Below are 22,908 nucleotides of genomic sequence, written 5' to 3' on the forward strand. Positions count from 1 at the left end.
AATACATGTTGGTTGTAATTGAATATAGTACAAAAAGATCTATATAATCAATTACAACTTGCCTATTCTACAACAAAAGCACATGGTATAGTTGTCAAACTATACCATGTGTCGTATTGGTGTATGGCTTACTTGAAATAATTATCGATTTCTTCCTGCGCTTTTTGAATTATTTTATCCAGTCCGGCTTTTTTCAATTCGTCTAACATTTTTGGTACAATCTTCTCTGGGTCAGAAGCACCTGTTAGCAATTCGTATTTATATTTATCAAATGTAGATTGTGCGTTCGCAACTTCTGTCTGAATTTCGCTGATATCGAGTGCGAAGCCTAGAACAGTGGAGGCTACAGCTTGTTCATTTAATTTCTTCACTTGGTCCCATTGATCTTCAGGTGCGCCTTTGGTTATAGCCATATTGAAGAAGGTACCTTGTGAGTAAGCAGCTAGCGGCCATGTATCCGATGTGCGCTCGATAACGTTATCTTTACCATCTACATATTTGAAATCAACGCCTTCTTCACCAAATGCTAGCATATTACGGAGCTTTGAATCTGTGTTTACTAATTGCAGATATTTCAAAGCTTCATTTTTGTACTTGGAATTCGCTGAGATTGCGTTTAAGGAGCCTTGAATTGTACTTGTCGTATAAAGAGGACCAAATGTTTTGTTCATAACAAATTTTTCTACGCCCGCATTGATTTGCATCGCGATCTCTGCACCTGGGAAGGCTTGTTGCGTACCAAATGGGTTATATTTTTCTTTTTCTGTTTTGGTTGGAGCATCTGGGTTGATGATTCCATCCTGATACCATTTATGAAGCAATTTCAAATTTGCCATGACATCAGGCTGTTCGAAAACAGAGATCACCTTGCGAGAAGGATCATCTACTTTTACACCTACAGGGAAGAATCCTAGCGTTAAATCATCATAGTTATTGAACATTCCGGAGAAGGCTTCACTTTGAATAAGTCGTAGTGGGTAGAAGCTTTTTCCTTCACCAGCTTTTATATCATGAAGTGGCTTATCTAAATCTTGCATCGATGTAATGTTCTGGTAATCGATGTTGTATTTCTGTACGAGCTTGTCATCATAGCTCCAATATTGAGAAACAGATGAGTCTTTATAGGTTGGTACTGCGTAGTATTTCCCGCCAATTTTTGTGCCATCCCATACTTCGGACGGAATGGATTTGTACAGATCAGGGGCTTCGCTTTGGACTAAATCCGTGATGTCCGTAAGAGCGCCCATCGCGACTTGTTTACTGTACTTCGTGTTATTCGTGAACATCATGTCGAATGGTTCACCTGTGTTCACAATGGTGTTCATCTTCGTATCCCATTCGCCCCAGCTGGCCACACGAAGATCGACTTTTACCCCGATTTTCTCCGCAGTATATTCATTCATCTTGTCAATTGCTTTACTATAGTTCGCAGGAAGTGGCGTATTACCGATCTGCCACCATACCAGGGTCGGAATATCCTTTTTACCTGCTGCTTCTGTTGATGTAGAGTTGTTTGATGGTTCATTCGTCGATGAAGCCGAGTTGTTGGAACTACCGCATGCTGCTAAGGCGGATCCCATTAATGTCAGAATACAGAGTGTTGAGGCAATCTTGAAGATTTTCTTCACTTTAACTCCCCCTATGGATTGGTTGTTTGCTATATCATAAACCAGTATAAATTTGGCTTACTTCGTAATTTAGCCTTTGACTGCGCCGACTGTCAGACCAGAAATGAAATATCTCTGGAAGAATGGATATGCACAAGCAACAGGCAAGATGATGAGGATGGCGACCGCCATACGCGCGGACTCTTTAGGCATTTTCGCGATGAGCTCTGCAGAACTAACGCCCATACTTGAAGCATTTCTGGCAAGTGCATCGGCATTGGTCATTAGATTGTTAAGCAACGCCTGTAACGAGTAGAGATTCGGGTTATCAATATACAACATGGATTGGAACCAGTCGTTCCAATAGTTGAAGCATAGGAACAATCCTATCGTTGCGAGAACAGGTAGCGATATAGGCAATATGATCGAGAAGAAGATCCTAATTTGATTAGCACCATCAATTTCTGCCGATTCGATTACACCATCTGGAATCGTGCTTGTGAAAAAGGTTTTACAAATAATGACGTTAAAGGATGAGACTGCAAGCGGTAAGATCAGAGCCCAGAAACTATCCTTCAGCCCTAGTAAGTTTGCATTGATGAAATAACTGGATACGAGACCACCATTGAAAACCATCGGAATGAATACGATCCAAGTCAGAAAGCTTTTTAACTTGTAAGACGGGCGTGAAATAACATAACCCATCGATGTTGTAAGAAGGACGCCAAGTACAGTACCTACTACAGTGACAAGGGTCGAGGTGCCTAGAGCACGTAGAATCATCTTTCCTTGCTTAGCAATAAAACTGTAAGCTTCAAAAGAAAAATCGGCTGGAAAGATACTGTAGCCAACGTCTCGGATATAAGATTCATTGGTTAATGAAATCGATAATACGACGATAACGGGCACAACACAGGCAAGTGCGATGACCAGAAAAATGGAGTTAAATAGGATGTTAATTCCTTTACTTGTTCGATTAAACTTATCAAGCCCGGATTCATAGGTTTTTGTTGCCATGTTCTTACCTCCTAAATCATTGCGCTATCTGGATCAATCTTCTTCACAATCCAGTTGGCGGACAGAATCGTAATACATCCCAAAACGGATTGAACAAATGCAGCAGCAGATGCCATACCGATCGTTGCGCTTTTCAGTTGCTTATAGACGAGGACATCAACGGTCGTGGCCACATTATATAAGGAGTTAGAATCACGCGTGACCTGGAAGAAGAGACCGAAGTCGGTATAGAATATCCGTCCGACCGACAGGATGAACATCATCACGATCACCAGTTTGAGTAAAGGTAGTGTGATGAATCGAGTCTGTTGCCAAATTGAGGCTCCATCAATGACAGCGGCTTCATAATACGAACTATCGATCGCTGTAATGGTAGCGAGATAGATAATCATGCCATAGCCGATACCTTTCCATATATTTAATAGAACGAGAATGTAAGGCCAATACTCAGGTTGCATGTACCAATTCACGGGATCATGTCCGATGTTACCGAGAAATTGATTCAGGATCCCTTTGTCAAAGCTGAAGAATGCCCAACCGACTGCAGAGATGACGACCCAAGAGAGGAAATAAGGGAGGAACATCATCGTTTGATACACTTTGCTGGCTTTGCGATTATGGAGTAATCCAATCATGATCGCGAACAACACTGGGAGTACGATACCCGTAATAATAAAAATGATGTTATACCCAATCGTATTGCGGATAATAATCCAGGCATCATTGGATTTAAATAAAAATTCGAAGTTTTTAAAACCGACCCAAGGACTATTTACTACATTGCTAATAAAGCCCCCAGAAATTTTGAACTGCTTGAAAGCGATGATAATGCCGAACATGGGTAAGTAACAGAACAGAATGTACCAAATCGTTGTGGGAATGGCTAATAGTGTTAATTCAAAATCTTGTTTCCTCCAAGTAAAGCGCTTTCTACGCTTCAGTTGTTCAGGTTTTGCGCTCATCTCGTTCACTCCTTCATGTAAGTCATTTGTAAATTCACACGCTCTTGAAACCGCTTTACGCAAGTTCATTGTATAAGAGCAATGCGATTATCATCCAGATAACAAACATGATTTATTAGTCAACAAACGTTAGATTATGTGTGAATTGACTTGTACTACGCAAAAAAAACACATGTTGTGGAGATTTACATACATTGCCCTGTGTGCAGGTGAGCATGGTAATACAACGAAATGATCAACGAGAAAGCACAAGAATGACATACTGTTATGATGCCCACATAGCGTTGTGACGCGGTTATTCCCGCACTACAACACGTAATTTTTGACAAGCGAGAATGACATATTTACGATTGGGTCAATTGTTTATATTGTAAATGTAAGCGCTAACAACAATGCGATAGATAACAATGCAACAGATAATGATGCTCACTCGATGATCTGAGTGTTCTCATCATTACCTACAAGGAGGGGATGTCGCGATGCATGAAACGGAAAGCGTACACATGCGAACTGTGAATTCAGAACCGAAAGAAAAGCGTAAGGGCAGAAACGAGACATGGAAGAAGATTTGGCAGAATTGGGAACTTTACATTTTTATCGCACCCGCATTCTTTTACTTCCTCATTTTTAGCTATGGACCGATGTATGGGATTCAGATTGCTTTTAAGAACTACATTCCGTCAAAAGGCTATTTTGGCAGTGAATGGGTAGGCTTTGATCATTTCATTCGATTTTTTAACTCGTATTATTTCTGGGATTTGCTGTGGAACACGCTCAGTATTAGCTTGTATGAATTAGCCATTGGATTCCCAATCCCAATTATTCTGGCGCTTGCGTTTAACGAAGTGAAGGATGGCTTCTTCAAGCGACTTGTTCAGACCGTTACGTATGCACCTCATTTCATTTCTGTCGTTGTTATGGCAGGGATGATTATTACCTTCTTGTCTCCATCGAATGGAATGATTATTCATGCCATTGAAAGCTTAGGCTTTAGTGCACCGCAGTTTCTGACAAGCCCTGGTTGGTTTAAGACGATGTATGTATTCTCAGGCGTGTGGCAGAGTGCGGGGTGGGGGACGATTATTTATTTGGCGGCACTCTCGGGAGTAGACCCAGGCTTGCATGAAGCGGCAATTATTGACGGAGCCTCTCGCTTCCAGCGTGTTCGCCATATCAATATTCCAACGCTTATACCGACCATGACCATTCTATTAATTCTAAATATGGGTGGCTTGTTAAGTGTAGGTTTTGAGAAAATATTACTTCTGCAAAATTCATTGAATATGTCAAGCTCTGACGTGATTTCAACCTTTGTCTATCGATCTGGTCTTGTCGATGCGCAATATAGCTTCTCAACAGCTGTTGGTTTATTTAACTCCATTGTGAATTGCATCCTGCTTATTACGGTGAATCAAATTGTCCGCCGTACGAGCGAGAACAGTCTATGGTAGAAGGAGGTTGGAATTTATGGTATCAGGTATAAAGCTATCTAAGCGAGATCGAATATTTCTAATTTGCACCTATACGTATGTGACAATTGCATTGTTGTTAGTCGCATATCCCATCTTATATATTATTAGCGCATCTATCAGTGATCCGAAGATGGTTGCTTCCGGTGAAATGTGGCTTCTTCCAAAAGGTATTACCTTTAAGGGGTATGAAATTGTATTTCAGAACTCGAAGATTTGGACGGGGTATGGAAATACGATTTTGTATACATTGCTAGGCACAACGATTAACTTGGTCGTTACGATGCCAGCGGCATATGCACTCAGTCGTAAGGACTTTGTAGGTCGTGGGTTTTTCATGGGGATGTTCATGGTAACGATGTTCATTGGAGGGGGTCTCGTCCCTACATACATGTTGGTAAAAGGGCTAGGCATGGTCAACACGATGTGGGCACTAGTACTTCCTGGCGCAGCGTCAATCTGGAATATTATTGTCTCTCGTACCTTCTTCGCGAACTCCATTCCAGCTGAGCTTCAAGATGCGGCTCAAATCGATGGCGCGACGAATATTCGCTTATTCCTGCGGATTGTTCTCCCGTTATCGATGCCAATTATCGCAGTTATGGCTTTATTCTACGGGGTAGGGCATTGGAACAGCTATTTCGGCGCCATGATCTACTTGAATGATGATGCGAAGTATCCATTGCAGCTTGTGCTTCGTCAGATTCTCGTGCTTCAGGAAATGCAATCTCAAGTAGGTGGCATTATCGATGCGACAGCTGCAGCAGCCCAGAACAACAAGGCAGAAATTGCTTCACTTGTGAAGTATGGGGTCATTATCGTATCTACGCTTCCGATTATTGTTGTCTATCCATTCTTACAACGTTATTTCGTGCAAGGTGTCATGATTGGCTCTGTTAAGGGTTGATCTTAAGATACAAATAACAAAGGGGAGGTTTTTGTATGACGATTTATCGTAAAGCTGGACTCATGTTGTTAGTTCTTTCCATGTCAATGTCTATTCTTACTGCATGTGGATCAAGTAGCGATAAGGGGACAGCAAGCACAGAAGGCTCAGACACAGCCACAGAGGTTCATAAGACGGGCTTTCCTATCGTGGATAAACCGATTGAGCTATCCATTATGGCACCGGATATAGGACGTCAGGATTGGAACAAGATGCCTGTTATTAAGGAATACGAGAAGATGACGAATATTAAGTTAAAGATTCAAAACGCCCCACAAGACAGCTTTGAGACGAAAAAGAATTTGGTATTTGCAAGCGGTACGCTTCCCGATATTTTCTATGCGGCGGATCTAAAAGGATCGGATCAAGTTACCTACGGAAGTCAAGGATTGTTGCTGCCTTTAGAAAAATACATTGATGAGGGCTACGCACCTAATTTAAAAAAAATTCTCGATGAAAATCCGGATATTCGCAAATCAATGACAACACCAGATGGACATATCTATGCACTACGCAATATTCAGCCATCTGCGGTATGGTATCGTGGACCGATGTGGTATAACGGGAAGTTCTTGAAGAAGTTCGGCATGGAAAACAAATTACCGCAGACAACAGAAGAGCTATACAACTATTTGAAGAAGGTTAAAGAGGAAGATGCGAACGGAAACGGTAAAGACGATGAGGTTCCTCTATCCTCTGTGAAATTAGATGATTTACGGATGTTCTTCCTCGGATTCTGGGGGATGTATAACGAGGATATCTACGTAGATAAGGAGAACAAAGTACACTTTCCACAAGCTGAACCAGCCTACAAAGAATATTTAACCTTCTTGAATCGCTTATGGAACGAGGATTTGCTGGATCATGAAACATTTTCTCAAACCGATGAGCAGAAGAAAGCAAAAGGGAAAAACAATCAAGTGGCCTTATTCTCCGATTATTTCCCATACTTCACGCTTGGTGGTGAACCGAGTGAAGATAACCCGATGATGCAGCCTGTATCTAGTGATATTGCTGGAACACCTGTATACGGCAAGCATCCTGGTATTAACACCATTGGCGGTTTCGCGATTTCAAACACGAACCCGAACCCGGAAGCAAGTATGCGCTGGATTGATTACCAATTTAGCGAAGAAGGGTATTCCTTCTGGGCGTATGGACCTGAAGGTACGTTATTTAAATACAAAGATAAAGCAACAGGCGAGAAAGAATGGCTGCCAGTTCCAGATGGTACGGATCGTGAAGAATACCGCGGTACAATCACGCCAAACTACGGGATTAATACACCAGGTTCCTATGAGAACAGCTATGTTTTAGGTCTTCGTACTAGCTTTGATGACTGGATTGACAAAGAAACAGCTACAAAGCTTACACCTATTGCAAAGACTCCCTTCCCATCGGTATTCCTGACGGTAGACCAACAGACGGAAATCAAAACACTCCGTTCCGATTTGGATAAATACGTGAAGGAAATGGAAGCGAAATTCGTTACAGGCGCAGAGCCATTATCCAATTGGGACAAATATATCGCTCAAATGAAAAAAATGGGGTATGAGAAGCTCGAATCAACGTATCAACAAGCATACGATACATGGGCTGCTAGCGAATAATTTGTGTAGCTTATACATTCTCATATTTTGAAAAACTTCCCGGTCATCCTAGGCATGACCGGGAAGTTATGATGAACCCTAAGCGAGGAAGGATTATACGGTATCGTTAGGCTCAGTATTGGGATGATTACTATTCATCTGTCGATACTGGCCCGGGGTATAACCGGTTTCCTTTTTGAATTTTCGAATAAAGTTTGGTGTGTCGAGGTAGCCGACGCGCTGGATAATATCTTTTAACGAATCACTTGTTATTACGAGCTGTTCCTTGACCTTATCTAATCGTTTTTGCCAAATATATTGGACGAAGTTGATGCCGACCTTATCCTTGAATGAACGACTGAGATGGGAAGGTGAAATCGTAAACGCAGCAGAAACAGATTCAAGGCTAAGTGAATGATCAACATAGTGCTGGTCGATAAAAGCAACGATATGATCCATGAGTGAATGTTCTTCTTTTTTATGCGTCTGCTCTACCTGTGTACAAATCTGAGTGGCTAAACGGTAGAAATTCTGCTCTATAAGATGGACGGGACCATTCATGAAATGGGGAGAAGCAGACTGCATCATGTTATCCATCTTTAGCTCAACTGCAGTTTTGAGCATGGTATTCAGCAGGTCGAACAATACGCATCGCATCAGCAGGATAGATCGTTGTTTATTATCAAGCCCATAGATGGCAGTGTGAATAATTTGTTTGGCGACTTCGTAGTTGCCCTGCTTCAAGCTTTGTGCAAGCTTTAATAGCTCGTTACTAGGGAGTAACACCGTTTGATCATGGGCACTGGATAGCTTTTCAAAATACACGGTGGTTCCATGCTCGGTCGATTTACGCAATTCGAAGGCGGAGCAAGCCTCAACAAAGGATTGATTAAGCTGCTGAGGGCTCTCATAACATTTGCCTACACCGATCATCGGGTGGATATCCATTATGCCTAACGTATATTCACGGATCGCATCCACGATGTGAACGATTTGTGCAGCGAGTGCCTCATCATCTTCGAGCTGTAAGCTCACAATGAGTGCGAGCTGATCCAATTGCGGGAGCTCTACACCGTATACTTGTGTAGCAAGCGCTGGAAATTCAATAAACGCAAGCTTGCGATGTACTTCTTGTCGCGCCTGAAGATGCTGCTGTTCTAAGTCATCCCAGCCCATCATCATGACAAAATGATGACTTTGGTCGAAGTGCAGATGAAAGGTATCGAATATTCCATGCGTCATCATTTGTGCATGTCCATGCTTTAATAGCATGGAGAGAACATGGTTGCGTGCATAGGGCTCTTGGAGATCAACCTTGGAGCTATACTGCTGTAATGTTGTTCGTATATACTCGAGCTCATTTCCGGAGGCCGGTGTATCTGTTTTTTTGTTCGTGAAGCGAACGAGCTCAGCAATCGGAAGATATTGCATCCGAGCGAATAATAGAGCGATGGCCGTTCCTACAATGGCGATCACAATGAATAAAATAATGATGAAGCTCCGAACATTAAGTACGCTACTGAAAAATTGATTACTCGCCATTAAAGTCACATATGACCAGCCATTGACATCCGATGTGACGGAAATAACCGAATGATCTTCGTTGTTTATCGATAGATTATGTATGCCGGGTGGAAGCTCTGATAACCGTTGGATATCCTGTTGGCTAGCTGTATCTCCATGGCCACTATAGGATAAAACACGTCCATGATTATCAAAAATATACGTTAATCCTCGATAGTTACCGAGAACGGAATCGATCAGATATGCCAACTCTTTCTCTTTAATGAGGTACATGACAGAAGCATATGGATCTGAGGTGTTGGGAATGATCGGCAGGATATAGGTTAATACAGATTGCTCGAGTGGTGAATTTTGATTCAGCATGTTCGTAAGTCGAATAGATGGAAATTTGGACGAGTTTAAAGCAGTCACAAGTTCATCATTCTTCCAGCTTCCAAACTGATAGGAGCTACGAAATACATCCAGGCTATACATGCCATGGTTGGAATAAATATTAGGGTCATGATGATAGTACAGAAATATATCCTCCACAATGGAATTGGAAGATTTGTAGCTATCTAGTGCCGCTATGGCATCACGACTTTCATAAGGATCCAGTATTCGATAATGAGCGAGACGAGCGTCGTATGACATCCGTGACGCCATATCTCTTAAATCATTCATGCGTCCATCCACCACCGTTTTAATTTGGGTGAGCTGATTAAAGTGAGCATTTTCAATCTCCTTTTGTAAATTATCGGTAGCATTTCGGTAAATGAAAACGATTACAAGTATAAGCGGAATAAGAAGGATAAGTAGATACGAACCGGTGAATTTCAGAAACAATTTCGATTTGAAATAGTTATAGTTCAAAGTGTTTTCCCCCTTTTTATGGCGTATACATGGAGATGTTCCTATCAAGCTATGAATACAGCAAGATATAGATCGGCGCTTGAATACTTATTTATATTCCATAATAGGATGTTTATAGCGGATATTTATTATTATGTCAAATGTTTTTTTGAAAATATATCATACTAAATCAATAGAATCGCAGCCTCAGAAGAGCTGCATGGAGGTCGTGCAAAAATGAGTGACGCTAATGTTGTCGAGGAGCAAATTGTTGTTGAAGGAGTTCACAATTACAGCACAGAGGAGGAGTACGTTAAGCCGGAGGATTCGCAGCTATTAGATCAGCTGGAATGGTTCAAGGATCAGAAGCTGGGCTTGATGATGCATTGGGGACCTTATTCGCAGCTTGGACTTGTTGAATCGTGGGCGCTTAGTGATAAGGATGGAGATTGGTCACGAGATGATATTGATTGGGGAGTTGATTCGGCGGAATTGAAGCGGCAATACTTCGGGCTGAATAAAACCTTTAATCCGCTTCGTTTCGAACCTGAGAAGTGGGCAGAGGTTGCGGCAGAGGGTGGCTTTAAATATTTGAACTTTACGACGAAGCATCACGATGGCTTCTGTATGTGGGACACGCAGACAACAGACTATCGCATTACGGGCAAGGATTGTCCTTTCCATGCACATAAGTACGCGGATATTTGTAAGAACGTATTTGATGCTTTTCGGGCCAAGGGACTTGGGATCTCCGCCTACTTCTCCAAAGCCGATTGGCACACACCAACATACTGGGCCCCAGGTATGGAGACGGGGACGTTCATGAATCGAGGTCCTTCGTATCCAACACAAGATTATCCATGGCTATGGGAGCAATTCGTACAGTTCACACATGATCAGATCATGGAATTGATGACGAAATATGGCCGGATTGAAATGCTCTGGTTGGATGCGGGGTGGGTATGTCCACAGAATAAGAATAATCCACAGGATATTCGGTTGGGTGAAGTGGTGGAGAAGGCACGTCAGCAACAGCCATGGCTGCTAAGTGCAGACCGTACCGTTGGCGGCCCGTATGAGAATGTCGTTACACCTGAACAAACGTTGCCCGAGCATCCCCTGCTTATTCCATGGGAGAGCTGTATTACGATGGGGACAGCGTTCTCTTATCGGTACGAGGATCACTACAAGACGACACGTCAATTAATCCATTTGCTCGTTGAAGTTGTAGCCAAAGGCGGAAACCTGGCACTTAATGTCGCTCCACAACCAGATGGCCGCTTGTCACCAACAGCGTTGGATCGGATGAAAGGAATGGGCGCTTGGCTCAACGTTCATGGGGAGGCGATCTATGGAACGCGCGTATGCGCGCCATACTCTGCTGGAAATACACATTTCACGAAAAAAGGCGATATCACCTATGCCATTCATTTGTACCCGAAAGAGCAGGAAACGGTGAGCAAAGTAATTTGTATTCCACTCGAGCAGGCTGTAACGCAAATGGATCTTGTTGGCGGACAAGAAAATCTAACATTCGAACGAACAACAACGGGAGTGATCGTTCATTTACCAGAGAGCGAGCTTACGGGAGTTGCCCCAATTGCACATGTATTTCGCATAAAATAACGAGTTGAACTATGGGAGGAAGAGCAGATGCAACAATGGTTTACGGACGCAAAGCTAGGAATTTTCATTCACTATGGGATTTATGCGGTGCAAGGTGTAGCGGAATCATGGTCGTTTTATAACGGGAAAATGTCACATGGGGAGTATATGAAGCAGTTGGATGGTTTTACAGCGTCCAAATTCGATGCGAAGCATTGGGCAGATATCATTGCGAGGTCAGGTGCAAAATATTCTGTGCTTACAACCAAGCATCATGATGGTGTTGCGTTGTTCGATACGCAGTACAGTGATTTGAGCGTCATGAAGGCGACACCAGCCAAGCGGGATATTGTAAAAGAATGGTCCAATGCGATCCGTGAACGTGGTCTGCATGTAGGCATGTATTATTCCTTAATTGACTGGTCTCATCCCGATTATCCTTCCGTATTCGAGAGTGGTATCGTACCGGCTGATTTGAGTCAGGTGAATCGTTTCTCAAGTCCGGTAGATGGCATACAGGATGAAGAGACATGGCAGAAATTCCTCACGTTTAACAATAATCAGCTACGTGAAATCATGACGAATTACGGTACTGTCGATTTATTATGGTTCGATGGTGACTGGGAGCGTAGTGCAGAACAGTGGGGGCTGCCAGCATTCAAGGAATATTTGAGATCCTTGTCTCCGAATGTGATTATCAACTCACGCTTGCAAGGGCATGGCGATTATAAGACACCAGAGCAAGGCATTCCCATTACTCGCCCAGAAGGCGCTTGGGAATTCTGTACGACCATTAATACATCTTGGGGCTATGTCCACGATGATCATAAATATAAATCCTTGAACCAAATTATCCGCATGTTCTGCGATTGCATCAGTATGGGCGGAAATATGTTGCTGGATATTGGACCGATGGAGGATGGCACCATTGATCCAAGACAGGAGGACATTCTTCTGGGACTAGGTGACTGGATTCGTGCACACGAGGAGGCAATCTACGGTACGCAGGATGGGATTATGACACGCTATTATCTGGGTGGGAGTACCTTATCCGCGGACAAGAAGACCTTATATTTATTCGTCTACGATGCGCCGAAGGAGAATATCTGTCTCAAGGGACTATGCAATCCGATCAAGAAAATTACGGTACTACACTCGGGCAAAGAGCTGACTCACGAAATTCATGGTGGTGTACCCTGGTTCGATATTCCGGGAACGACTTGGATTCATATGACACCAGCGGAAACGCATGAGCAGGTAAGCGTGCTTAAGCTGGAATTTGATGAAGAGGTTAGGATGTACGGTGGAGCTGGCACTGTTGTTACGCATAACTAAATGCCGAAGGGAGGGAGAGGTCAACGATGATGAACCGAAGTGGAGTACCAGAACCGCAAGTTGTGACATATGCGCCTAAGCATTATTTATGCAAAAGAGCGACGGAGTCGCTTGTCTTAGATGGGAAGCTGGATAAGCCCTTTTGGCAGCATGCAACATGGACGGATGATTTCGTAGATATTGAAGGGGACCAACGTCCGCTACCCGCGAAGCAGACACGTGTAAAGATGCTATGGGATGATGAGTATTTTTACTTTGGTGCAGAGCTGATGGAGGATCAGATCTGGGGCACGCTGACTGAACGTGATTCCGTTATTTTCTATGATAATGATTTTGAGATCTTTATCGATCCAACAGGGGATTCACATCAATATTACGAGTTTGAGATTAACGCTTTGAACACGGTGTGGGACTTACTGCTTGTGAAACCATATCGTGACGGGGGACCTCCAATTAATGGATGGGATATCCAAGGTCTGAAAACAGCTATTCATATCGAGGGGGAGTTAAATAACCCGCATGCTGATCATCGGAAATGGACGATTGAAGTTGCTATGCCATGGCGTAGTTTGAAAGAATGTGCTGCGAATAGACAACCACCTGTTGCAGGTGAATTCTGGCGTGTTAATTTCTCTCGTGTTGAATGGCGGACTGAGGTTGTGGACGATCAGTACCGCAAGGTTATGAACCCGGATACTGGAAAGCCTTATCCGGAAGACAACTGGGTATGGTCACCTCAGGGGATTATCAATATGCATTATCCAGAGCTATGGGGTTATGTGATGTTCGTAGGTGTTGATGGCCCGCAGTCATTCGACATGCCTACGGATGAACTGGTGAAATGGCAGCTCCGTAAGCTGTATTATCGTGAACGTAATTATTTTGAAGCACATGGACACTATGCAGCAACGTTCGAGCTGCTGCGAGGTGAAGATGATTGGAGCATTGAGCCTCACATGGAGATAACGAGTAAATCATTCCATATCTCAGCTCTAACAACCGATGGAACCGCTCGCCTATATATTCGCGAAGACGGCTTACTGTGGAAGGAGTAATCATTCATGACCATGTTGACCCCTACCTCAGTATTTTCATTGTCGCAGGAAGCCTTAGCGTTCATTGAGCAGAAGTTTCAGGCCAAGAAGCAGCTCGCCAGATCACGTGAGCAGCAGCTATTCCATGTATTCGAGCACGAGCTAACGGCAGAAGAAGCTTGGGCATTAAAGCTACTCTTCGCGTATATGCCAGCCAATGACTTGGCGGATTATAACGGGGAGCTTTTCTTCAATCATGTAAGAACGATGCTGCAGATTCGCCGCGATATGCCATGGCAAGTACCTGATCATTTATTTTTACATTTCGTGCTACCGTATCGAGTGAATACTGAGAACATTGAAGAGCATCGCCATATTATTCATGAACAGTTAGCGGAACGAACACGTAATCTTCCCATGAAGGAAGCGATTCTAGAGGCCAATTACTGGTGCCACGAAGTGGCGACGTACATTGGGAGCGATCTGCGGACGATTTCACCATTAACGATGATGCGAAATGCACGCGGTCGTTGTGGGGAAGAATCTACGCTAGCTGTAGCAGCGCTTCGTAGTATCGGGATCCCTGCACGTCAAGTGTATACCCCGCGTTGGGCGCATTGTGACGATAACCACGCATGGGTGGAGGCATGGGCTGATGGTGAATGGTATTTCATTGGGGCTTGTGAGCCGGAAGCGCGTCATAATCAAGGATGGTTTGGCCCACCAGCGCGCCGAGCCATGCTCATTAACACACGTATTTTCGCGAATTATGAAGGACCCGAAGATATTACACTCGCAGATGAATGGTTTACTGAAATTAATGTACTAGAAAATTATGCGCCTACGAAGACAATTACGGTACATGTCCAAGATGTATGCGGACAGCCCGTGCACGCTGCAGAGGTGCAATTCCAGTTATATAACATGGCGGAATTTTACCCAATTGCCAGCATTCCGTCTAATGCACAGGGGGAAGCTTCGTTCAAGACAGGTCTTGGTGACCTCATCATTCGTGCAGCGAAGGACGGCATTTGGGGAGAAATGAAAATATCCATGGCTAATTGTGAGCACATTGAGCTTGTATTGAATCAAGAGGATCAGCCACTTGTAGGAACGATCGTTGACTATGATATGGTTCCACCACCAGCGCGTGAAGGCGAGGTCATGGAGGACTTGTCCGAGGCACGGATAGAGCGACACAATAAGCGTTTGGAGGAAGGAATCGCAATTCGTGCACATTATGAAGCGACGTTCTTGAATGAAGAAGCTGCGAGGAAGCTCGGAGAATCGCTTGATCTATCAGCGGATCGAGTATGGAACGTACTTCAGACAGCACGTGGCAATAGTGCTGAGATCGCAGCTTATCTAAGTAAAGCAACACCTCTATATGGAGAATGGGCATTACGATTATTGGAGTGTGTTCATGACAAGGATCTCATCGATACATTCCTTCCAACCCTTATAGATCATGTGGCTGGTGCGCTTGCTGTACGTGGTGAGCTCACGGAGGACGTCTTCATTCCCTACATTTTGTGTCCTCGCGTTCATTACGAGATGATTACACCGTATCGTACATTTTTCCAACAAGCCTTCACTTCAGAAGAAGTGGAATTGTTCCGTGAGGACCCAACGAAGCTTGTTCAATTCATCGATGAAGCGTGGGATATATGGAATGATCTACCGAATTTGCAAGGGAAGGGTACTGCTGTTGGAACTTTCGAACTGCGTGCAGGAGATCGTAGCTCTCTCGATATTATGTTCGTATCTATATGTCGTAGCCTAGGCATTCCAGCGCGACTGCATCCCATTGAGGCTAAGCCGCAATTTATGGTGAATGGTCATTTTGTGGATGCCCCATTTACGAAAGGTATAGTTGGAAATGAGGCAGCAGTAGCGAACGGAACTCTAATTATTCTTCGTGATCAGGCTGCAGCGTCAGACCAGCCAGCGGCTGCATACTATGAGAATTTTACGATCGCTCGTCTGGAGAACGGTTTTTATAAAACGTTAAGCTACCCGCACGGCGCCAATAACCTGTATGATACGCCCCTTGAGATGGAGCAGGGAGCATATCGTCTGACGACGGGGATTCGCTTGAAGGATGGAACCGTGCTGACCAAGCTCACCTATTTTGAAATGACAGAAGTCGAAGAGACGAAGCTGGTTATGAAGTATCGTCAAGCTACGCAGGACATTCCCGTGTATGGCAAGGTAGATCGATTCGAGAAGCTAGCTACATGGGATGGATCGGAGCAGATCTTCGCTGAGTTTCTGGGCAGTCAAGGCGCCTATGTCGCATGGCTGGAACCGGAACGGGAGCCTTCGAAGCATCTGCTTCGCGAGCTGTCGGAGTTGAAGCATGAGTTCGATATGATAGATGCTCCTATCATTCTTGTAGTGGGTGACAAGCAATGGACAACTTCATTTCAACCAGCCGATTATCCGAATCTTCCAGCAAGGACATTATTTGTACGTGATTCAACGTATCATCTATTACCTGAATTGTTTACAGTGGCCCAATCGAGTGAAGCGGGCTTCCCACATCTGATGATTCTAGATCGTGATGATCAGATTCGTTATATGTCTTCGGGATATAAGATTGCGGCCAGTAAGGAAGCGATGCAAATTTTATCGAGGATGTGAAAGGATGGATCAACAAATGATTGTAGCAGGCTACGTGAGTGATTCCAAATTACCTGAGCTAACGCGCGACCACGTGATGAAGCTGACGCATATGAACGTTGCATTCGGTTATGTGTTGGATGATCAGATTACAACGGCACATTTGCAATATACGAACCAGTTGCACGAGATTAAAGCGATGAATCCGAACGTACAGCTGCTGCTCTCTGTTGGCGGATGGGGAAATGGGGGCTTCTCCGAGGCGGCATCTACCGAAGAAGGACGTCAGAAATTCGCAGCTTCGGCTGTACGAGTAGTAACAGAACTTCCATTCGATGGTGTCGATCTGGACTGGGAATATCCCTGCTACAGTGAAGCCAATATTGCCTCGTCACCGGATGATAAACGTCATTTTACGCTGCTGTTGAAGACCATTCGAGAAGCGTTAGATATGAAAGGTGCAGCTGAGGGCAGGCATTACTTGCTTACGATCGCTGCAGGAGCAGATCAATATTATATCGATGGTACAGAGATGGATCAAGTACAACAATATTTAGATTTTGTTCAATTGATGACCTACGATATGCGTGGAGGATTCCAGATTCTAACGGGACATCACACCAATCTGTACAATTCAACGGGAGATTTGTTCCGAATTAGTACAGAAGCATCCGTCAATATGTTCATGCAGGCAGGTGTACCTCGAGAGAAAATCGTCATTGGCGTAGCATTCTATTCCCGGATGTGGAAGCAGGTGCCGAACAGGAATGATGGATTTTTACAAATGGCGGGTACAACAGGAGGTTATGGTCCGGAATATACAGAACTTCTAGCCTATTATATCGACAAGAATGGGTTCACACGTCATTGGGATGATGAGGCCAAAGCGCCACATTTATTTAATGGAGATACGTTTATTTCCTATGATGACGTGGAATCGATCACACATAAATGTGAATATGTCCAACGTGAAAAGCTTGCGGGTGCGATGTTCTGGGAGTACAGCTGCGACAAGACACATACACTGCTCGATGCGATGTATGCAGGCCTATCGAGAGACTGAAATGATGCGCCCCATTCAATTAGTTAACAAACATGATTTCCTAGTCAACAAACGTTAGATTACGAATAAATAGACTTTTAATGCGCTTTATTATCATTTACAGTATGGGGGAAAGGTTGGACTCAATCGTTGAGGACAGGCCGTAGACTACATTCAAAGACGTGGGAGGAGTTTAGGAAATGAGCAAAATTATTGGTGAGGCACTACCAAATATGCCGTGGCAGGATAAGCCGAGTGGCTATAATGCCCCAGTGTGGCGGTATACTCAAAATCCGATTATTCAGCGTGATGCACAGGTGAACTCGAACAGTATTTTTAATTCTGCGGTGATTCCGTTCGAAGGTGGATTTGCAGGGGTGTTCCGCTGTGACTCTAGATCCGTAAGTATGGATATATTCGCTGGCTTTAGTCAGGACGGGCTACATTGGGAAATTAATGAGCAACCGCTCCAATTCGAAGGTGACGAATATGTAACGAAGCGGGAATATCGCTACGATCCGCGCGTGTGCAAAATCGAGGATAAATATTATATTTCATGGTGTAACGGGTATCATGGACCAACGATTGGTCTTGCTTATACGTATGATTTCAAAACATTTCATCAATTGGAAAACGCTTTCTTGCCATATAACCGTAATGGAGTGCTCTTCCCACGCTTAATAAATGGCAAGTATGCCATGATAAGCCGTCCAAGTGATACAGGCCATACGCCATTTGGAGATATTTTCTTTAGTGAGAGTCCAGATCTAACGTATTGGGGTAAACATCGTTATGTGATGGGGACGATTAATTCAGATGCATCCGCATGGCAATCGAAGAAAATTGGTCCAGGGCCGGTTCCGATTGAAACCGATCGTGGTTGGTTGTTGATCTATCATGGTGTCATTAATACATGTAACGGGTTCGTATATCGTATGGGCGCGGCATTATTAGATCTACACGAACCATGGAAGGTGCTCGCACGATCACGGAATTACATTCTTGGACCAGAAACATTGTATGAGTGTGTGGGAGATGTACCGAATGTCACTTTCCCTTGTGCCGCATTGTCAGATAGCGAGACAGGTCGCATTGCCATTTACTATGGTTGTGCCGATACCGTAACAGGCGTGGCATTTACAACAGTGGATGAGCTGCTGGACTATATGGATAAGTATCCGCTGTAACGACATCATCAGATGCAATGACAGAATTTCAATTGTAGAGGAGCTTATCAATGGAACAGTTTAGATTACCCAAAATTACGATGCCATCCTTAAACTTGCCACAATCGATTCAAGAAGTTCTACAAGAAGCAGAAGAGAAGCTTGCGCATCGACCGAAGCTACTTCAGCTATTTAAGAACTGCTTCCCGAATACCTTGGAAACGACGACGAAATTAAAAGAGGATGGAACGACTTTTGTCATCACAGGAGATATTCCAGCCTGTTGGTTACGGGATTCGGTAGAGCAGGTCATTCATTATGTACCGTTTGCCAAAGAGGACGAAGATCTTCAACGCATTCTTAAAGGCTTAGTAAAGCGTCATATACAGTACATTCATATTGATCCATACGCGAATGCATTTAATGAATCTGCGAATGATTGGCATTGGAATACGACGGATATAACAGACATGTCCCCTTGGGTATGGGAGCGTAAATTTGAAATTGACTCCTTATGTTTCTCGATGCGGCTTGCTTATGCGCTATGGAAGGAAACAGGGATTACAGATATATTCGATGCTGGGTTCAAATCGGCTATGCGTATCATGTATAACTTGTTCATCACAGAACAGCGTCACTTTGAAGAATCGCCATATCGCTTCACTCGAAATAACGGTATTCCTGAGGATTCCTTACGAAATAAAGGTCTTGGAATGCCTGTCAACTATACAGGAATGGTGTGGTCAGGCTTCCGCTCAAGCGATGATGTATGCGAATTCCACTACAACATTCCAGGAAATATGTTCGCGGTGGTTACACTTCGCCAAATGCAGGAATTTGCGGAGTGGGTATTCCGTGATATGGAATTTTTGCAAGAGTTGAAGGATTTAGAAGCAGATATCGATCATGGGATCAAAACATACGGTATTTATCGTCATCCGGAATTCGGACCGATTTATGCTTTTGAGACGGATGGCTATGGTAACCACTGTCTCATGGATGATGCGGGAACGCCGGGATTGATTTCGATTCCTTACTTGGGCTACTGCACAACGGAGGATGAAATCTATCAGAACACGAGAAGATTTGTGTTATCCAAGGAAAACCCTTATTACTTTGAAGGTAAAGTAGCAAAAGGTATTGGTAGTCCACATACTCCGGCAGGATATGTCTGGCATTTGTCATTATCTATGCAAGGGCTCACAGCAACGACAGCGGAAGAGAAGCTAGCGATGATCGAGTTACTGGAGAAGACGGACGCGGATACAGGCTTTATGCATGAAGGATTCCATTCTGACGATCCAACGATTTTCACAAGAAAATGGTTTGCTTGGTCAAATAGCTTGTTCTCTCAACTCGTGTACAAGGCGATGCAGGAAGGTATCTTGTAGTGAAAGGGGGAGGAATGGCATGACGAAGAAAAGAACGGCACATATCGTTTCCCATTCGCACTGGGATCGTGAATGGTATTTACCCTATGAGAAGCATCATGTTCGTCTCGTTCAATTGGTAGATAGTTTACTAGATCGGTTGGACGAGGAGTCAGAATTTCGTAGCTTTTTCATGGATGGGCAGACGATCATTCTCGAGGATTATCTTCAAGTTAGACCGGATCAGAAGGAGCGGCTGTTGCGTCATATTCAAAATGGTCGAATCCTTATTGGTCCATGGTATATATTGCAGGATGCGTTCCTCACCAGTAGTGAAGCCAATGTAAGAAATATGCAGATCGGTCATCAAGATGCACTGAAGTATGGGGAAGTATCCAAAATTGGATACTTTCCTGATACCTTCGGGTTGTGTGGACAGACACCACAGCTGATGCAGCAGTCAGGTATTCAGAACGCCTTCTTCGGTCGTGGTGTGAAGCCGACGGGCTTCAACAATGAGGTATCGGATGGAGATTATGAATCGTCTTACTCCGAATTGATCTGGGAAGGCCCAGATGGCTCCAAGGTACTCGGTATTCTATTTGCGAATTGGTACTCGAATGGAAATGAAGTCCCAGTAGATCCGGTAGAAGCCAAGGCATATTGGGATCGGAAACTAGCGGATGCGGAAAAATATGCATCGACAAGCGAGCTACTATATATGAACGGCTGTGATCACCAGCCAGCTCAGCTGGACTTGCCGGAAGCCATTCGGACAGCTAGTGAACTCTATCCAGACACGGAGTTTATTCACTCCAATTTCAATGATTATCTGAATGCACTGCATCGTTCACTTGATTGTGAATTATCAACCGTCCAAGGTGAGCTTCGAAGTCAGCGTACAGATGGATGGGGAACGTTAGTGAATACGGCCTCCTCTCGTGTGTATTTGAAGCAAATGAACCAGCAGGGTCAGACATTGCTCGAGAAGGTTGCTGAGCCGTTATCTGCTTATGCTCATCAGTTGGGACATGCGTATCCACATCACTTATTCACTTATGCATGGAAGACGCTCATGCAGAATCATCCGCATGATAGTATTTGTGGCTGTAGTGTGGATGAGGTACATCGTGAGATGGTAACGCGATTCGACAAGAGCCGTCACGTTACAGAATCTATTGTACAGAACAGTATGGAGACGATCGCAAATCATGTGGATACATCATGCTTCGCCGAATACGGGGATCACGCATGTCCATTCATTGTGTTTAATACGACAGGCCATGACCGCAGTGGGGTAGTTACGGTGGAGCTGGATATTGCTCGTATCTATTTCCGGGAAGGCGAAACGATCGAGAAGATGCGTAATCAGATGACATCGCACGAGATTCATCCTCATCGCGTGATTGATCATGGTGGGCGTCAGCTAGAATATCAGCTAACCGATCTGGGGCTCCACTTCGGTTATGACTTGCCTGATGATAAATTTCGTCAGCCGTATTTCTCACGACGTGTTCGATTAGAGCTTCATGTCGAAGCAGTTCCTGCAAATGGTCATCAAGTTTATGCCTGGATGAAGGATGTAGTAGAGAGACCACATTCTGAAATAAAGGAAAGCTCGCTACTTCATGAACGGACGCTAGAGAATGAGTTTATTGCTGCACGGATTGAAGATAATGGCTCGATCACATTAACGGATAAGGCAAATGGTAAAGTATATCGCGGTCTCGGTATTTATGAGAATAGCGGCGATATCGGAAATGAATACATGTATTGTCAGCCGAAGAATACGAACGTATTGACGACAGAAGCGCTTATAGCTGATATTTCTATCGTATCCGATCAGCCATACGCATGTACGGTACAAATCGTTCATGATTGGGACATTCCAGTAAGTGCGGATGAATTGCTCGCAGCAGAGCAGCAAGGCATCGTGTGGTTCCCGAGTCGTCAGGCTGGACGTTCAACCGAAACCGTGAAGCTCCATATAACAACGACTGTAACGCTTGAGAAATATAGTAAGGGACTTCAAGTGAAGAGCTCCTTCGATAATCAAGCGAAGGATCATCGCATCAGAATGCTGTTCCCAACGGATCTCGTCAGCGATGTGCATCAGGCGGATTCGATGTTTGAGATCGCAACACGAAGCACAGAACCTTCGAGTGAGTGGACGAACCCAGACAATAGTCAACATCAGCAAGCGTTCGTTAGTGTGAAGGACGACGTGACGGGCTTAACCATCGCTAATAAAGGGTTAAATGAATACGAAGTGTTACGTGATGGACGGAATACGATTGCCGTTACATTGCTACGCTGCACAGGTGAGCTTGGAGATTGGGGCGTCTTCTACACACCAGAAGCACAATGTCTAGGTCCTGCTCAGGCGGAGCTCATGATTATTCCACATGGTTCTGCGGTAGCTGAAGAAGCGTATGCGCTTGCCTATCAATATCAAATACCATGGATGACTGTATCGACAGATATTCATAATGGTAGTCTTCAGCCGAAACATCAATGGTTGCAGGCGAGTGGAAATGACATGCAGCTCTCTTCCGTGAAGGTAGCTGAAGCAACGGGTGATCTTGCGATTCGTTGGTTCAACATGACCACTTCACCAACGACTTTAGCCTTCGAACCTCGTATGAACTATAGTCAGGCGTATAAAAGTAATATACTCGAATCACATGAGGAAGCGCTTACGGCCGATTCAAACGCTGTCATCCAGCTTGAAGTAAAGGCGGCCGAGATCGTAACTGTTGTTCTTAATAAATCGATATGAGCACCAAGTA

The 22,908-nt window shown here is 44.1% G+C and carries 15 protein-coding genes; 11 read left to right on the forward strand and 4 right to left on the reverse strand.

The features are described from left to right. Positions 1-128 precede the first annotated feature (128 nt). The 3 genes from MKX35_RS15520 to MKX35_RS15530 all read right to left on the reverse strand — a co-directional run bounded on the left by MKX35_RS15520 (position 129) and on the right by MKX35_RS15530 (position 3,586). Positions 129-1,628, reverse strand: a complete 1,500-nt coding sequence (locus MKX35_RS15520; protein ID WP_076300570.1) for an ABC transporter substrate-binding protein — start codon at positions 1,626-1,628, stop codon at positions 129-131. A 69-nt stretch (positions 1,629-1,697) separates the two neighbouring features. Beyond that, positions 1,698-2,624 carry a carbohydrate ABC transporter permease gene (locus tag MKX35_RS15525; RefSeq protein WP_076286259.1) on the reverse strand — a complete coding sequence of 309 codons (927 nt, stop codon included), beginning with the start codon at positions 2,622-2,624 and terminating at the stop codon, positions 1,698-1,700. A gap of 11 nt (positions 2,625-2,635) precedes the next feature. Beyond that, a complete protein-coding gene (locus MKX35_RS15530; RefSeq protein ID WP_076286258.1) occupies positions 2,636-3,586 on the reverse strand; it encodes an ABC transporter permease in 951 nt (316 codons plus the stop codon). 503 nt (positions 3,587-4,089) lie between these two features. Here MKX35_RS15530 and MKX35_RS15535 point away from each other — a divergent pair. Genes MKX35_RS15535 through MKX35_RS15545 form a run of 3 tightly spaced genes read left to right on the forward strand, consistent with a single transcriptional unit; the run spans position 4,090 to position 7,611 of the window. After that, the gene (locus MKX35_RS15535) at positions 4,090-5,037 is read left to right on the forward strand and encodes an ABC transporter permease (RefSeq protein WP_076300648.1); all 948 of its coding nucleotides are present in this window, start codon (positions 4,090-4,092) and stop codon (positions 5,035-5,037) included. Positions 5,038-5,053: 16 nt separating this feature from the next. Then, on the forward strand, positions 5,054-5,962 hold the full coding sequence (locus MKX35_RS15540) for a carbohydrate ABC transporter permease (RefSeq protein WP_076286257.1): 909 nt from the start codon (positions 5,054-5,056) through the stop codon (positions 5,960-5,962). 35 nt (positions 5,963-5,997) lie between these two features. Then, positions 5,998-7,611, forward strand: coding sequence for an extracellular solute-binding protein (locus MKX35_RS15545; RefSeq protein WP_076300571.1), 1,614 nt, complete (start codon positions 5,998-6,000; stop codon positions 7,609-7,611). Positions 7,612-7,704: 93 nt separating this feature from the next. On the opposite strand, the gene MKX35_RS15550 is transcribed toward MKX35_RS15545, so the two are convergent. Then, a complete protein-coding gene (locus MKX35_RS15550; RefSeq protein WP_076300572.1) occupies positions 7,705-9,966 on the reverse strand; it encodes a helix-turn-helix domain-containing protein in 2,262 nt (753 codons plus the stop codon). Positions 9,967-10,182: 216 nt separating this feature from the next. Here MKX35_RS15550 and MKX35_RS15555 point away from each other — a divergent pair, with 216 nt between their 5' ends. The 8 genes from MKX35_RS15555 (at position 10,183) to MKX35_RS15590 (ending at position 22,898) form a co-directional block, all read left to right on the forward strand. After that, positions 10,183-11,571: an alpha-L-fucosidase gene (locus tag MKX35_RS15555; protein WP_076300573.1), complete on the forward strand. Its 1,389-nt coding sequence runs from the start codon at positions 10,183-10,185 to the stop codon at positions 11,569-11,571. Between the two features lie 27 nt (positions 11,572-11,598). After that, entirely contained in the window at positions 11,599-12,885 is a 1,287-nt protein-coding gene (locus MKX35_RS15560) for an alpha-L-fucosidase (RefSeq protein ID WP_076300574.1), read from the forward strand. 29 nt (positions 12,886-12,914) lie between these two features. Further along, positions 12,915-13,940, forward strand: a complete 1,026-nt coding sequence (locus MKX35_RS15565; RefSeq protein ID WP_076300649.1) for a carbohydrate-binding family 9-like protein — start codon at positions 12,915-12,917, stop codon at positions 13,938-13,940. A 6-nt stretch (positions 13,941-13,946) separates the two neighbouring features. Beyond that, the gene (locus MKX35_RS15570) at positions 13,947-16,562 is read left to right on the forward strand and encodes a transglutaminase-like domain-containing protein (RefSeq protein WP_305953494.1); all 2,616 of its coding nucleotides are present in this window, start codon (positions 13,947-13,949) and stop codon (positions 16,560-16,562) included. Between the two features lie 4 nt (positions 16,563-16,566). After that, entirely contained in the window at positions 16,567-17,604 is a 1,038-nt protein-coding gene (locus MKX35_RS15575; RefSeq protein ID WP_076286252.1) for a glycoside hydrolase family 18 protein, read from the forward strand. A 179-nt stretch (positions 17,605-17,783) separates the two neighbouring features. After that, positions 17,784-18,770, forward strand: a complete 987-nt coding sequence (locus MKX35_RS15580) for a glycoside hydrolase family 130 protein (protein ID WP_076300575.1) — start codon at positions 17,784-17,786, stop codon at positions 18,768-18,770. A gap of 50 nt (positions 18,771-18,820) precedes the next feature. After that, the gene (locus MKX35_RS15585; protein ID WP_076300576.1) at positions 18,821-20,140 is read left to right on the forward strand and encodes a glycoside hydrolase family 125 protein; all 1,320 of its coding nucleotides are present in this window, start codon (positions 18,821-18,823) and stop codon (positions 20,138-20,140) included. 19 nt (positions 20,141-20,159) lie between these two features. Continuing rightward, entirely contained in the window at positions 20,160-22,898 is a 2,739-nt protein-coding gene (locus tag MKX35_RS15590; protein ID WP_076300577.1) for an alpha-mannosidase, read from the forward strand. The last annotated feature ends 10 nt before the right edge of the window (positions 22,899-22,908 follow it).

Source organism: Paenibacillus sp. FSL R5-0923 (assembly GCF_038009145.1).
Taxonomy (GTDB): domain Bacteria; phylum Bacillota; class Bacilli; order Paenibacillales; family Paenibacillaceae; genus Paenibacillus_AQ.